We start from the raw sequence: 13,303 nt of genomic DNA, 5'->3' as shown, positions 1-13,303 counted from the left end.
CGCCCTCATCACGAATGCCTGCACGGTCGAGCTCCCTCCATTGGAGGAAAACATTGCCTTGGCTTGATGGAAATGAGGCAGCCCCGAGATGATCTCCGATTTCGAGGTACTTCGCGAAAACCTGTTTCCGGCCAGCCACGGAGCGATCGAGGACTGGAATGCGTTCCCCTGGCATCGTGACCGAACCAACAGAATCCAGGCGCACAAGGCACATTCCTCGCAAGCCATCGCAATCGACGTGTTCGGCACACTCAAGATGAGCACCGATCGCGACCGCATCCTCGACGCCATAGCCGAGCGTGTGGGAGTGGCGCCGGGCGGTCCATGGGCGATAACACTCGAGTGGACGGATAGCGATCGGATGCTGGGAGAACCGAGGCCTACGCAAGTCGACGTGCTTGCCGTAGGCTCGATGGCCGCGCTCGTTATCGAGTGCAAGTTCACCGAACCCGGAGGACAATGTGGCCAAACGGCTGTGTCGCGCTCGGGCGAACGACAATGCAACGGAAGCTACGCTGACCAAATCAACCCGCGTAACGGCGTCCGCGCGAACTGTGCTCTTACAGGCAAGGGCATTCGGTACTGGGAATACATCCCTGAGGTCTTCGCGCTCGATCCGGGCGTTGATCATACGCCCTGCCCATTTAAGGGAGAGGCCTATCAGTGGATGCGCAACGCAGTGCTGGCGGCAGCGATAGGCAAGCACCGCAACCTTCAAGCGGCAGCTCTCGCAGCCTTTGCCGACCACCCCAATTTCCCGACAGCGCGGAAGGTAAAGCGGGGCCTGGTGGATGCCAGTCTCGCTGGGCAAGCGGCGATCACGCCGATCTCCTACCAACAGATCATCGCAATCGCTTGTTACCTCGGCCGAGACCATGAACTTTGGAACGGCCTTTCTGCATGGGTCGATCGTAAAATCGCAAGGGCGGGGTCGCGAACGTCGAACTTCTAAGAGGTTTGAAATGGATGCTTATATCTGGGATAGAGCCTTCTATGACGACGGCGTGTGGGTTTCCTGGTCCGACGTGGAAGAACAGCTCCGGTACCAGGAGTGGCGCGCCAAATATCCCAATGCAATCAGGTCTTTGATCCCGTACTTTCAGGATCTCTTGTCGCTCGCAGAAAACTACCATCTTGAGACAGGTCGTCATCTCAATGTGTACGGCGACATTGGGGAACTCTTCGGCGCCATCACCTACGGAATAAAGCTGAACAAGAACTACGCGCAGGGTGCCGATGGTAGGCTAGGTAACGATCACGTTGAGATCAAAACGATCACGCCATTCAAGTCAAAGGACGAGGTTTCCGTCAAGGTATCAGGCAACTTCAGTAAGCTGCTCGTCGTGAAGATCAACGCGGACTTCGAAGTCTCATCCCGGATGGTCGATCGCTCCAAGCTTCCTAAAACGACGAAATCTGTTCTGAGGATAAGGTGGGGTGATATGCCTCACGTCGAATGACGAGTTGGTCAGCAACGCGGACCAGTACTTTCCTCATCTTTCGCAAATTCAGGCGACTTGAGCACCGCGTTCGACTGGCGATGAACTCCGGTGGCCTTCGGTGAACGCTGAGCCGCTGGACCCGAGCCGTCTACAGCAGAACCGAATTCCGTCACAATCGCGAGCGAAACGCATCAATCATGGCCTTTGAGACGTCGCCCGGATAGCAGATTGGGGCTGCTCCACCCGGCTTCGAATACGCGCTCCTGCGTCCGCAGCGCCGTCCACCCCGATCGCGGCTTTCCGGGCATGGGCAGGAGCCGCTGTAACCGGAGATCGACTCAGCGATGATGCGCTGTACAATCACGGTGTCGGAAATCCGCGGGACTTCGATCGGATCTTCGCGTGCTGGCTCTCCGGATGCGGAGCTATCACGCCTTGGCTCCGACTGCAGTTTGTCGGAGCTTAGCAGATGCGATGCGATCCAGCCCTCTCTTCGTGTGAGATTGTCTTGCACACGCGACCACTCCCCATCGACAGACAGCAAGCGGATCGGCCGGCCCGCATCGTAGCGATCGAGGATCCGGAACTCTTTCCCCGGTCCCTCTCGTAGGGCGACACGCTTGCCGCGCACGAAGACCGTGGCGATCATTTCCTCAGTGCCGGCGCTTTCAACCGCTGCAGCGGACTGGTGTTGCCGAGGCGTAGCCGCAGAGACTTGGATGGCGTCTGCCGCCACGGGTTTCTGTTCTTGTACGACAATTCCTGCTGAAGGCAGCCGCGTTTCATTGACCGCCGCTGGCCTGTCGCTTTTTGCGCCGAGCCAGATCAATGCTGCAGCTACGGCCCCGCCAACAAGAATTCGTCGCATGATAGTTCCCCGCCCCAGGGTTGTATCATTCAACGCTTTCTGGAAGACGGGCAAGCCCACGAAATAGCATCCGCGCCCGGGACCGACATCCGATTACGTCGCTCCGTTAACCGTTGCGGCTTTTTTGTGTTGCAACTTCAATTTGATCAATGTTCTCTGAATATAGACAGAGCGTGGGAGTATTAATCTTGCCGAGTTTTCCGTTCGGCCTCATTCGCATATGGGCATTCTGCCTGGCCCTTTCGCTTGTGTGTAATCCAGCGCTCGCTGCCACAAAGAAATTTGGTCCCTTCTCGTTCGAGGAGAGTGACCCCAGCGTCATCACACTCACGGGCGAGATCGACCTCTATTCCGCCCTGAACTTCAGGCGCGCGCTGCATGCATCACAGAAAGCCAGGTTGCTGGTGCTCGATAGCGTCGGCGGCGCTGTCCAGATGGCACTGCTGATTGCCGACGACGTGCATGAGAGGCGCCTCTCCACCTTTATTCCGAAAGGTAAAGGCTGCTACTCGGCCTGCGCGTTTATTTTTATGGCGGGTGTCGAACGCCAGGTGGACGGTGAGCTTGGCGTGCACCAGATCTCCAGTGAATCGAACGACCTGGTGAACGCACAGCTGTCAATTTCCGATATCATCGACATGCTCGCTCGCTTCGATACGTCGGCAGAAGTCATGACAACAATGTTCAAGACGCCTCCGTCGCAGATGCATGTGTTCTCGAGCGAGGAAATCAGTCGCTACAAGCTCAATCGCAAGGGCGCGACGACGGCCTCGAACGAGCCGATCCCCACAACTCCGGCAGTCAATCCCGAAGGCGCACCATCCTCGACGGCAAACACAAGCGCAGTACCCACTCCTGAAGCAAACAGCCAACAAGTGGCCGCTTCCGACCCATCGCCGATCGATCCCGGTCAGAGTGAGAAACTGTCGGCAATTGAAGAATTCGCCCGTAAGCCGACGCGTATCGCTGTCTACGCTGGCCTTGACCTGTTTGGCGATGACCTCGCTTCAAAGAGGACGGTCGACGTCGCCGAATGCGCGACGAGTTGTCTAGAGATGAACGGCGTCTGTAAGGCGTTCACCTTCAATGCCAATCCGAAGATTGTTCGGGGACCAAATTGCTTTCTGAAAGCAAACGAAGGTCGCGCGGACGGAAACTCGGTCGCTATCTCTGGGAAATTCCTGGCAAGCGCGGACGCAGATCCAACGCCATTTAGCATGGGCACAATCGATCCGAAGAAAGCGCTATTCGAGGATGTTGATCTGCCTGGAGGCGACCTGGGCGTTCGCGCGTCAATCGCGAACGCAACGCCACTTCAGTGCCGACTGGCCTGCATCGACAATGACCGGTGTGTTGCATTCACCTACATCAAGAAAAAGAGGGAGTGCTGGATGAAAGGCGCCATCGGCACACCTCTTTTCAAGTCCGGTATGATTTCCGGTGTCAAGACTTTTCAAACCTTCGCACCAGCGAAGGTTATCGGGCTCGACTGACAACTGACCACAGCCCGACCTGCCCGGGTTAAGCGGAATCGGACGCAGAACCGTTTCCGGTTGTCGGGATTCGAGACGTCCCAAATCATCGGATCTTTACTCTTGAGAGGAAATCGAACCGAGGATGGGCATCCTTCGGGTGGCATAAACCGGATTGCGATTGCGAATCTGTATCGCGCAGTGATACGTATTGGTTGACTTTCACCAGTATCACCATATGATACAAACATGAAGAGCCGGACGTGATCAGGTCATTTAAGGATGCCAAGACCGAAGCTGTTGCACGCGGCAAAGCACCAAAAGGTTTTCCTTCAGACATCGTGAGGTCGGCTGTTCGTAAATTGACGATCCTGAACAGCGCAGCCGCTCTCGACGACCTGCGTTCCCCTCCGGGAAATCGACTTGAAGCCCTTAAGGGCGACAGAGAAGGCCAACATTCGATCCGGATCAATGATCAGTGGCGCATATGCTTCATATGGACAGAGGCCGGCATCGAAGACGTCGAAATCGTTGACTACCATTGAAGGCCAATTCGTGGCACACAGGGAGCTTGAGATGACCCATATCCTTCCGCCGGTCCATCCGGGCGAAATCCTTCGCGAGGAGTACCTACTTCCGCTGAACATGAGCGCCGGTGCACTGGCGAAAAAGCTCAATGTTCCGCGCACCCGCATCGAACGTATAGCGGCGGAGCAAACACCGATAACCACGGATACCGCTCTGCGCCTCGCCAAGTATTTCCGCACAACGCCGGAATTTTGGATGAACATGCAGACCAGCTTCAACCTCAAGACAGAGGAAATAGCGCTTCATGGCGAACTGGAGCTGATCCCGGAAATCGATAGAGCAGCATAGCCGGACCCTCGGCACATTCCAGTCGATACATTATGCGATCTTCGTGGCCCAGAAGGTGAACATCACAGCAACATGCAGTAGCGGGCTCGTGGGAGCACGATTCTGCCGCCCCTATGGCGACTTCCACGCTTAAGTCGGTGAACGGCAGCATGCGCCCCCACTTTGGTCATTCACTTCGCCCACTCGAGCTGCTGGAAGCCGACAGTCTGTTCGTCTGCAAAACGCTGAGCCGATCGAAACATGGTCGAGGATCACCGCCGTAGGGATGACATCCTGACGTGCGGGCCGGCCTATGTGCGCCATCTCATAGCCGAGAATTGAGGGGACAGGTCGTTGGTGCGCAAGGTATCCCTAGAATATTGTGATGGTCACGGGGAAGTTGTTGATTCGGAGGCGGCGTGGACAGGGCAATATGGAGGAGGAGTACCGGTTCCTTCGTGCGGTTTGATTGCCCACGATGCGGAAGAGGGAAGCTTAAGACAAGGGCCGATACCTTTGTTCGGCATGAGCCTACTCACGTCACAAACAGCCTTGAAGCAGATGAGCTGAGAGGCGAACTCTCGTGGGGCCGCTTCAGCGGGTATCTGGTCTGCAACGCCGCTGGATGTGGCGAGATGGTTGTAGTCGCTGGAGACTTCGAGGAGCACTACCATTATCAGACGGACGAAGAGACTGGCGACACTCACGATTATACCGATGTCAGCTATAAGCCGCGCATCATGCACCCGGCGCCGCCGATGATCGAAGTCCCGAAAAAGCTTGGGAAAGAAGCCAAGCTGCATATGACGCGGGCATTCGAGCTATTCTGGTCGGATTCCGGCGCCTGCGCAAATCGCCTGCGCATCGTCGTGGAATTGGTTCTCGACCAGTTGGATATCCCCCGCAAGGGCCCCAAGGGGAAGGCGAAGAACGCGTATTTAAACTTGTCTGACCGCATCACCATTCTGAAGGATGCTCGGCCCGGTCACGACAAAGCGCTAACGGCGCTGCGCATAGTCGGCAACATCGGCAGCCACGAGGGGGTTGTCGAATTCGAGGAATTGCTGGATTGCTTCGAACTGCTTGAAGACGCGCTAATTGAGCTGCTGGAAAGGCGGCGAGAGAATTTGGACGCGAAGGCCCAGCGCATTATCGACCGAAGGAAGAATCTGTGAAAATGCGGTGGACAACAGGGCAATCCGGTTGACCCACCGCATCCGCGCGACCGCCTGAATGGTATAAAAAAATTGGCTCTATTACAGAATACTGAGAGACGCCGTGAAAAAGAAAGAATTGCGGAAGCTGAAAAAGCTCCTCAAGCAGGAGAAGCACCACTACATCCCGCAATTCTACCTCCGCCCGTGGCTCAATGCCGACGACAAACTTGAAGAATACGGGCGGGTTCCACCGAGCAACCAAATCCGCTCACGGCGGCGCGGAACGGATTCCACCGGCTTCGTCTACAACCTTTACACCCTTCCGGGCACCACCGAAGATACGAAGCAAAACGTCGAGCGGGTATTTTTTGGCAAGGTCGACACGGACGCGGCCAAGGTGCGCGACAAGTTGTTGGCGGGGGCGCCCCTGAGCCTTCCCGACCGCTACAACTGGGCGCGCTTCATCCTTTCTTTGATCCTTCGGAACCCGGAAGAGGTTCTGAAGATGAAGGTGAGCGTGAACGCGATATTCGACCAGCCGGATGCTGAGCTTCAGGCGAAGTATCTCAAGTTCCGCGAACCTCACGAACCTGCAACTGCGGAAGAGGCCATCCGGCAGCACTATCCGGAAGCTCCCGACCGTTCTGCTCTCCTCATCGGCACGCAGTTGATACAGAATCAGAAGGCCATGCAGACCATTGCAGGCATGTCATGGTCGATTATTAGGACCGATAAGGCCTCACGGAGGCTGGTTACGTCAGACCGGCCCGTTGTGATGACCGGTGGCCTCCTGCGGCTGGATGGCCATATCTGCCTACCTATCAGTCCGAGACATTTATTTGTCGCCTGCACGCTGAAGCCGACTATGGACGCTTTCCTGAGGGCGCCGAAAAGCAAGCTCGTTCGCGAAAGCAATGCCCAACAGATCGGGCAGGCGAGACGCCACGTCTACGGCTGGGACAAGTCCGACTTGGCTGAGGTCCGCCGCGGTATTTCCAAGCGGAAGTATATGTCCCTTATTCGGGCGCCGGAAAGGCTTTCAGAATCGGCCTGATGCGGCACCTTCGGCGGCTGAAAGCCGCGGAAGGTGCACGGTTGCTGGGGAACGACCTTTTGTCTTTGAAGCCCGACGGTCCAGGATTGCTCCGACGCTGATAGGCGATCGTCGCCGCCGAGACACGCAGAAAATCTTTCGCCTGAAACTATACCTCACGTTGCAGTATTAGGACGACGCTTATATGCTCAGCAAAACAACTAGAACGGGAGGTCGCCAATGGCGCGAAAAACATTTCTCAGCTTTTGTTACAAGGACGATCACTGGCGGGTGCAGCAGGTCAAGAACATGGGCGTCGTGGAAGAACAGCCGCTTCTAAGCGCTAATAAATGGGAAGAAATCGAAAATCAGGGCGACGCTGCGATCAAGAAATGGATCGATGAGAATCTGAAGGGCAAGAGCTGCCTAATTGTACTCATCGGTCAAAGGACCGCGAAGCGCAAATGGGTGCAATATGAAATCCAGAAAGCCTTTGACGACGGAAAAGGCGTTCTTGGGGTTTACATCCACAATCTGAAAGATTCTGGTGGCAACCAGACCACCATGGGGTCAAACCCGTTTGACGGCTTCACCGTCGGCAGCGATCCGCTGTCAAAGTGGGCAAAAGTGTACAATCCACCGTACTCGACGAGCAGCTACGTCTACGACCACATCAAGAACAATCTGGCGGACTGGGTCGAGACGGCAATCAATCTGCGAGCCTGAGTGGCACGCCCTGAACGCCGCCCCATGGGTGAAACATGAGCATATACGAGATTGGGTTTCTGGGCGGCGAACTCCCAGTTGAGCGCGAACGGCTTCGGCTCACACTGTCGGAGATGATTGCAGATTACTCACTTGAGATCGGAACTGACGTTGTCATTCGAACTGGAGCGGAGTTGGAGCAACGAGATAGACACGCCGCATTCGCTGCAGTCTACTTCGGCCATCATACCAAACCGGATACGAAGGTCGCCAAGGCGGTTGTGCATGACAGTGCCCCGATCCTTCCATGTTTCGGACGAGATGAGAATTTCTCGGGTGTAATCCCTGAATTTCTGCAGGTCTTCAATGGACATCAAAGGTCGGATGATGATCCGGAAATGCGTCAGCTAGCTGCGGCAGTATTGGAATGCCTCGGACTGCTTCGGCGACAGAGGCAGGTGTTTGTAAGTTACCGCCGTGTAGAGTCTAAATCTGCCGCGATTCAGCTTCACGACCTACTCTCCTCCCGCGGGTATGACGTATTCTTGGACACGCACGACATTCGGCCTGGTGAAGCGTTTCAAGACGTTCTCTGGCACCGACTGTGTGATTCTGACGTAATGGTGATGCTGGACACACCGACCTATTTCGAAAGCAAATGGACCAAACAAGAAATCGGGCGGGCCAGATCTAAGGAGATCCACGTACTTCGCGTTGTATGGCCGGAGCACCGTCCAAGCAAGTTCACCGACCTTGCCGAATCAATCTACCTCGATCCCAGCGAGCTTGAAGGCCACGATGGCCCGATCATTTCCAGTACCGCAGACGATATCGTCGTTGCGATTGAGAGGCTGCGCAGCCGTAGTATCGCCTCACGCTACATGTCGATTACCGGAAAGCTTCGAGCCGAGGTTCTGAAGATTGAGGGAGCCGTTGAGGGGGTGGGCGCTCATAGAGCCGTCGCGATAAGGCTCGATGATGGCCAGAGGGTCTGGGCCTACCCGATCGTTGGCGTTCCTACCGCCCTTACATTAAACGATGTTGCTGAGAGAGCGCGAAACGCACGGCAGCGAGGAACTCCCGTTCTTGTCTATGATCAGGTCGGCATCGGTGAGGCATGGGCGGCCCATTTGAAATGGCTAGATGACAATATAACTTCTGTAAGAGCGATGAGAGTTAGCCATGCCAGCTGGGATCTGGCTGCTTGGGAGGCGTAAGATGGATGGGGCAATCTTTCTCTCCGCCGGGGTTCCCGATCCCAAACGAGGGCCGGAGTATGCGAAAACCGCGGATACGGTTGCGATAGCGGCGGCGGTCTCAGCCTTGCTTTACGTTACCCTCGGGCGGCGTCAGCTTATTTGGGGTGGGCAACCAGCGATTACGCCGATGATCTGGACGATCGCCGCCGACATGGGAATAGATTATGGCTCTTGGGTCCGACTCTATCAGTCGAAACATTTCCAGGAGGAGTTTCCTGAAGAAAACAAGCATTTCCAAAACGTCATCTACACGGATGACGTGGACAATGATCTGCATCGAAGTCTGCAAGCAATGCGCCATAAAATGTTTACGGAAAATGAGTTTACCAACGCCGTCTTCATAGGCGGTATGGGCGGAATCCTTGACGAGTATGAGATGCTTCGCCTGGCGCAGCCCAAAGTCAATCTTATCCCACTCGTGTCCGCTGGTGGGGCAGCAGCGCTTGTCGCTGAAAAAATGGGCGGCGTTTCAGAGGACCTCAAGACGAATCTCGATTTTGTGGCCCTGTTTCACCAGCACCTTGGCATTTCTGAGAGGGAGGAGCGCTTTCGGACGCCTGCAGCGCAACCGGCCGATGTCAAAAAACGCTACTGGTCTAAGCCAAGCCAGCCCACAGACTCCGGTAGCGCTTAAACATGCCCTTCCTGCATCAGGACGACATTCGAGAGGTGGGCAAAGAATTTTCTCGAAGCCTCGGCGCGACACCCGAAGAGGCGCTCCGACGACTGGGGCGCTCTCGACGCGACCACTACGATATCTTTCTATCGCAAACGACCAGGGATGCCGAAATTGTGCTGGGAGTTTACTCGATCCTGGTCGACATGGGATACGCCGTATTCTGCGATTGGCTGGAAGCCCCCAGCCCCAGACGTGATGAGGTAACTCCAGCAAACGCGGAGTTCATCCGCGATATGATGCGAATCAGCGACACCCTACTGTTCCTCGACACGTACAATGCCGATCAATCCCTTTGGATGTGTTGGGAACTGGGCTGGTTCGACGGCTCCAAAGGTCTCGTTGCAATTCTGCCGGTCCTTCCAGAGGGGATGAGATACTACCGACAACGTGAATTTCTGGGACTTTATCCGTACGTGGAAGTCACAGAGGAGCGGAAGCTCAAAATCGTCCGTCCCAACGTCCGAGGTCCGAACGGTGTTATGATAATTGAAGCGCCAAACTCTCGATCGTTCGATGCTTGGAGGAAACACCCCAACGACCCTATGCGCCCCCGCACTCCAGGCTATCCAGGCAGGCAGTTTTAGCTCAGCCCGCCCCGCTGTTATTGAAGACGGGCCCGTTAAAGTTCGTGCCCTGATCAACAGTATCAGTCCGGAAACTGGAGCCGAAAATCCCGCTGGCGAATCAATATGTACATCGCCCATATTGCAACAAAGGATACCCCTAACTCACATGGAAAATTGACCATTTGGTTAGATTCCCATGTCGAGAGGTCCTGGAGATCGGCATTCAATAATCGGTCGTAACCAAGATTTAGTTCAACCAAATGGTAGTGGAACACGTAAGTGGCAATCGGACTTGGCGGGTATCAGCAGCAAAAGAAGCGTCGTGTTTTCTTCTCTTTCCACTACAAAGATATCATGAGGGTCAATAACGTCCGTAAATCCGACGAGTTCTCTCGATCATCTTCGGATGCTGGCCGAAGTATCGAAGGCTATTACGACGCCAGTTTGTGGGAATCCCGCAAACTTGAAGGCGACGAAGGGTTAAAGCGTCTCATTCGCGACGGGGTGAAGAGTACCTCTGCCGTATGTGTCTTGGTGGGGTCGGAAACATGGCATCGCCGGTGGGTCCGCTATGAAATCGCGCGAAGCGTGATCGACGGTAGAGGGCTCCTCGCAGTTCATATTAACAGCATTAAACATCATGTCCGACTGACGCCCGATGAAAGAGGGGACAACCCGTGCCGATACTTGGGCGTTGCCGTTGCTGACAACGGGAAATACTATCTTTGCGAGCGCTTCCATCAGAACGGTATCTGGAGCTGGCGCTGGTATCAGGACTACACCCAACCCATTGATCTGCCCGCATATTGCCGTGCCGCGCCAAAGAGCGGGGAACCGGTTCGATTGTCGGAAATGACCCGAGAATACGATTGGGGCCAGAACGGCTTTAAAAATATTGGCGGTTGGATCGACATGGCAGCTGCAGACGCTGGCAAATGAAGCTGGGCGTCGACAAGGCCGTCGGTTCTGACAACGCCATCGACGATCCCGACAACATCGCCCATCGATGATGCCGCAACGTTGTGCCGTCTCGAACCGCGCGTAACTCAATCGGTGCTGCTCAGTCTTTGGCCATCCCGAAACAGCTAGATTGTGCTCATCTTCATCTCGCAATTTTTAGTAACGACGTGCCCAGTGAATCTGTTAGAGAAACTGGCGAAAGGATGGCGAACGGCATGTCGTCTCCTGCCGCCCGTCCATTTATGATTCTCTGGAAGTAGTAGGTACGATGAAACCCAAGGTGAAGCAATTTGTGGAGCGGTACCTTAAGGAGATCGTCGAGGGCAATGCCGCTGTGTTCGCAGGAGCGGGCCTTTCAGCTCCTGCGGGATTCGTAAATTGGCAAGAGCTTCTTCGGCCCATCGCCGAAGAGCTTGACCTAAATGCTGATATTGAAACTGATTTTGTTGCGCTCGCCCAATTCCATCGAAACAAGCATCTCGGAAACAAGGGGCAGCAGAACCAGCTGCTAATTGATCGTTTCGGCGTACCAAAGAGTCCGACCGCGAACCATGAAGTGCTTGCGAAGCTGCCAATCGAGACGTACTGGACGACAAATTACGACGATTTGATCGAGAAATCTCTCGCAATGCAAGGGAAAACCCCGGATGTAAAATACACCGAGGCGCATCTTGCCCTGACCCGTAGAGGACGGGACGCGGTCGTCTACAAAATGCACGGCGACATTTCAAACCCCCAGGATGCCGTATTAGCCAAGGATGACTACGAGCGTTACCACGTCAACCGAGCGGCATTTGTGACGGCGCTATCGGGAGACCTAGTTTCTCGAACTTTCGTATTTCTCGGGTTCAGCTTTACCGATCCAAATCTTGATTACATTCTCAGCAGGGTTCGATTAAATCTGGAGGAGAACCAACGGAAGCACTACTGCTTCTTCAAAAAGCGCGTGAAATTCCCGAATGAGACCGAAGAAGCCTTCAAGAACGCCGTGGTCCGGCAGGAACTGGCGATCGCAGATCTGCTTCGGTTCAACATTGAGGCAGTGCTGGTGGACGAATATGCGGAGATCGACGAAGCTCTCCAACTGCTTCACCGACTCTATCGCAGCAAATCTGTCTTCATTTCTGGAAGCGCTGATCTCTTTGATCCGTGGGGCCGAGCCAAGGTCGACATATTCAGCCACACACTCGGTTCGCAATTAGCTAAGCATGGGTACCGAGTTGTTACCGGTCTCGGTAAAGGAGTGGGCGATGCTGTCCTCAGTGGCGTCGTTGACCAGGTTTATCGGTCTTCCAAAAACCAACTTGACGATGCCCTGCTAGTTCGACCGTTCCCTCAGCAGATTGATGCTGCGAATCGGCAAGCAGTATGGAAGAGATATCGCGAGGAACTCATTGGTCAGGCAGGCATTGCGATTTTTCTGCTTGGCAACAAGTCCAACGGCAGCGGCAATGTTATCGCCGATGGAATGAAGGAGGAATTCCAAATCGCAGCCGCGGAAAAGCTCCTGATCATCGCCATGGGGACTTCAGGACACGCAGCTAAAGAGATATTCGATCAGATTGCTGCCAATCCAGAAGCATACTTTTCGGAGCTGTCGGATCAGGCCAAATATACTGTATTGCAACTGGGCACGCTCGATGCCGAGCCGGACGTGATGGTCTCTGAAATTATGAATGCAATAGCTGTTTCGATAAAGAAGTAGTGAGGCTTCGCGTGGCTTACGAGTGGGACATCTTTCTGAGCTATCCAAGTACGCCTTATGTGCAGCCGTGGGTGGACAACCATTTCTTTCCGCTATTACGTGATCACCTCGATGCACTTTTGCCCAATGAACCGCGAATTTTTGTAGATCGCGCACAGCCCGTTGGTGTCGAATGGCCAGACAATATCAAACATGCTCTTAAACACAGCAGGATGATGGTCGCTGTCTGGACACCGCCATACTTCCGTTCGCACTGGTGCATAGCAGAATGGGAAAGCATGCTCGCGAGAGAGCAACGCTTTGCCTCCCTTGGGACGGTGAATCGAATGCGCCTCGTCTATCCAGTAAAATACTCGGATGGAAGGAACTTCGATGAACGCGCGCAACGGATCCAAGTAAAAGACCTTAGCAGCTTCGGCTATCATCTTCCGAATTTTCGAGAGGCCGTCGCGTACATGGAATTCTACGAAGCCGTGCGGGACGTTGCTGAAGATGTCGAAGCGCGCCTAGCGACCGCTCCTGATTGGGAGCCCGATTTTCCTCTCGTAAACGTGGATCCGATTATTCAAACCGGACCTAGAGTTCGGCTGCCGAGGATCTGA

The 13,303-nt window shown here is 54.8% G+C and carries 15 protein-coding genes; 14 read left to right on the top strand and 1 reads right to left on the bottom strand.

What is annotated here, in order from left to right; all coding sequences use genetic code 11:
• Positions 1-88: 88 nt before the first annotated feature.
• Both ACTJKE_RS24235 and ACTJKE_RS24230 read left to right on the top strand, forming a co-directional pair.
• On the top strand, positions 89-952 hold the full coding sequence (locus ACTJKE_RS24235; protein ID WP_440692639.1) for a PGN_0703 family putative restriction endonuclease: 864 nt from the start codon (positions 89-91) through the stop codon (positions 950-952).
• Positions 953-962: 10 nt separating this feature from the next.
• Entirely contained in the window at positions 963-1,460 is a 498-nt protein-coding gene (locus tag ACTJKE_RS24230) for a hypothetical protein (RefSeq protein ID WP_440692637.1), read from the top strand.
• A 151-nt stretch (positions 1,461-1,611) separates the two neighbouring features.
• On the opposite strand, the gene ACTJKE_RS24225 is transcribed toward ACTJKE_RS24230, so the two are convergent.
• The gene (locus ACTJKE_RS24225) at positions 1,612-2,310 is read right to left on the bottom strand and encodes an SH3 domain-containing protein (RefSeq protein ID WP_440692635.1); all 699 of its coding nucleotides are present in this window, start codon (positions 2,308-2,310) and stop codon (positions 1,612-1,614) included.
• Positions 2,311-2,498: 188 nt separating this feature from the next.
• Here ACTJKE_RS24225 and ACTJKE_RS24220 point away from each other — a divergent pair, with 188 nt between their 5' ends.
• The 12 genes from ACTJKE_RS24220 to ACTJKE_RS24165 all read left to right on the top strand — a co-directional run bounded on the left by ACTJKE_RS24220 (position 2,499) and on the right by ACTJKE_RS24165 (position 13,303).
• Entirely contained in the window at positions 2,499-3,803 is a 1,305-nt protein-coding gene (locus tag ACTJKE_RS24220; protein ID WP_440692633.1) for a PAN domain-containing protein, read from the top strand.
• A gap of 242 nt (positions 3,804-4,045) precedes the next feature.
• Positions 4,046-4,327 (top strand): type II toxin-antitoxin system RelE/ParE family toxin, encoded by a 282-nt coding sequence (locus ACTJKE_RS24215; RefSeq protein WP_058328814.1) that lies wholly within the window; start codon positions 4,046-4,048, stop codon positions 4,325-4,327.
• 31 nt (positions 4,328-4,358) lie between these two features.
• A complete protein-coding gene (locus tag ACTJKE_RS24210; RefSeq protein WP_058328813.1) occupies positions 4,359-4,658 on the top strand; it encodes a HigA family addiction module antitoxin in 300 nt (99 codons plus the stop codon).
• A 614-nt stretch (positions 4,659-5,272) separates the two neighbouring features.
• Positions 5,273-5,812: a DUF4145 domain-containing protein gene (locus tag ACTJKE_RS24205; protein WP_440692631.1), complete on the top strand. Its 540-nt coding sequence runs from the start codon at positions 5,273-5,275 to the stop codon at positions 5,810-5,812.
• Positions 5,813-5,915: 103 nt separating this feature from the next.
• Positions 5,916-6,848 (top strand): DUF4238 domain-containing protein, encoded by a 933-nt coding sequence (locus ACTJKE_RS24200; protein WP_440692629.1) that lies wholly within the window; start codon positions 5,916-5,918, stop codon positions 6,846-6,848.
• Between the two features lie 219 nt (positions 6,849-7,067).
• Positions 7,068-7,553, top strand: a complete 486-nt coding sequence (locus ACTJKE_RS24195) for a TIR domain-containing protein (protein ID WP_440692627.1) — start codon at positions 7,068-7,070, stop codon at positions 7,551-7,553.
• A gap of 35 nt (positions 7,554-7,588) precedes the next feature.
• On the top strand, positions 7,589-8,749 hold the full coding sequence (locus tag ACTJKE_RS24190) for a toll/interleukin-1 receptor domain-containing protein (protein ID WP_440692625.1): 1,161 nt from the start codon (positions 7,589-7,591) through the stop codon (positions 8,747-8,749).
• A 1-nt stretch (position 8,750) separates the two neighbouring features.
• Positions 8,751-9,425 carry a hypothetical protein gene (locus ACTJKE_RS24185; protein ID WP_440692623.1) on the top strand — a complete coding sequence of 225 codons (675 nt, stop codon included), beginning with the start codon at positions 8,751-8,753 and terminating at the stop codon, positions 9,423-9,425.
• Between the two features lie 2 nt (positions 9,426-9,427).
• Positions 9,428-10,054 carry a hypothetical protein gene (locus ACTJKE_RS24180; protein ID WP_440692622.1) on the top strand — a complete coding sequence of 209 codons (627 nt, stop codon included), beginning with the start codon at positions 9,428-9,430 and terminating at the stop codon, positions 10,052-10,054.
• A 261-nt stretch (positions 10,055-10,315) separates the two neighbouring features.
• Complete coding sequence (locus ACTJKE_RS24175; protein WP_440692620.1) at positions 10,316-10,975, top strand: TIR domain-containing protein; 660 nt, start codon at positions 10,316-10,318, stop codon at positions 10,973-10,975.
• Positions 10,976-11,264: 289 nt separating this feature from the next.
• On the top strand, positions 11,265-12,701 hold the full coding sequence (locus ACTJKE_RS24170; protein ID WP_440692618.1) for an SIR2 family protein: 1,437 nt from the start codon (positions 11,265-11,267) through the stop codon (positions 12,699-12,701).
• Positions 12,702-12,712: 11 nt separating this feature from the next.
• Entirely contained in the window at positions 12,713-13,303 is a 591-nt protein-coding gene (locus tag ACTJKE_RS24165) for a TIR domain-containing protein (RefSeq protein ID WP_440692616.1), read from the top strand.

Origin of the sequence: Ensifer sp. 22521, assembly GCF_052044795.1 — a bacterium.
In the GTDB taxonomy this organism is placed as follows: Bacteria; Pseudomonadota; Alphaproteobacteria; order Rhizobiales; family Rhizobiaceae; genus Ensifer.
Note: the sequence above shows the minus strand (reverse complement) of the source record. Positions and strands in the feature narration are given on the sequence as shown.

Bases quoted from the DNA above. Each gene is read 5' to 3' on its own strand.
- ACTJKE_RS24235 (WP_440692639.1), top strand. From the start codon at position 89: ATGATCTCCGATTTCGAGGTACTTCGCGAAAACCTGTTTCCGGCCAGC.
- ACTJKE_RS24230 (WP_440692637.1), top strand. From the start codon at position 963: ATGGATGCTTATATCTGGGATAGAGCCTTCTATGACGACGGCGTGTGG.
- ACTJKE_RS24225 (WP_440692635.1), bottom strand. From the start codon at position 2,310: ATGCGACGAATTCTTGTTGGCGGGGCCGTAGCTGCAGCATTGATCTGG.
- ACTJKE_RS24210 (WP_058328813.1), top strand. From the start codon at position 4,359: ATGACCCATATCCTTCCGCCGGTCCATCCGGGCGAAATCCTTCGCGAG.
- ACTJKE_RS24205 (WP_440692631.1), top strand. From the start codon at position 5,273: ATGGTTGTAGTCGCTGGAGACTTCGAGGAGCACTACCATTATCAGACG.
- ACTJKE_RS24195 (WP_440692627.1), top strand. From the start codon at position 7,068: ATGGCGCGAAAAACATTTCTCAGCTTTTGTTACAAGGACGATCACTGG.
- ACTJKE_RS24190 (WP_440692625.1), top strand. From the start codon at position 7,589: ATGAGCATATACGAGATTGGGTTTCTGGGCGGCGAACTCCCAGTTGAG.
- ACTJKE_RS24185 (WP_440692623.1), top strand. From the start codon at position 8,751: ATGGATGGGGCAATCTTTCTCTCCGCCGGGGTTCCCGATCCCAAACGA.
- ACTJKE_RS24180 (WP_440692622.1), top strand. From the start codon at position 9,428: ATGCCCTTCCTGCATCAGGACGACATTCGAGAGGTGGGCAAAGAATTT.
- ACTJKE_RS24170 (WP_440692618.1), top strand. From the start codon at position 11,265: ATGAAACCCAAGGTGAAGCAATTTGTGGAGCGGTACCTTAAGGAGATC.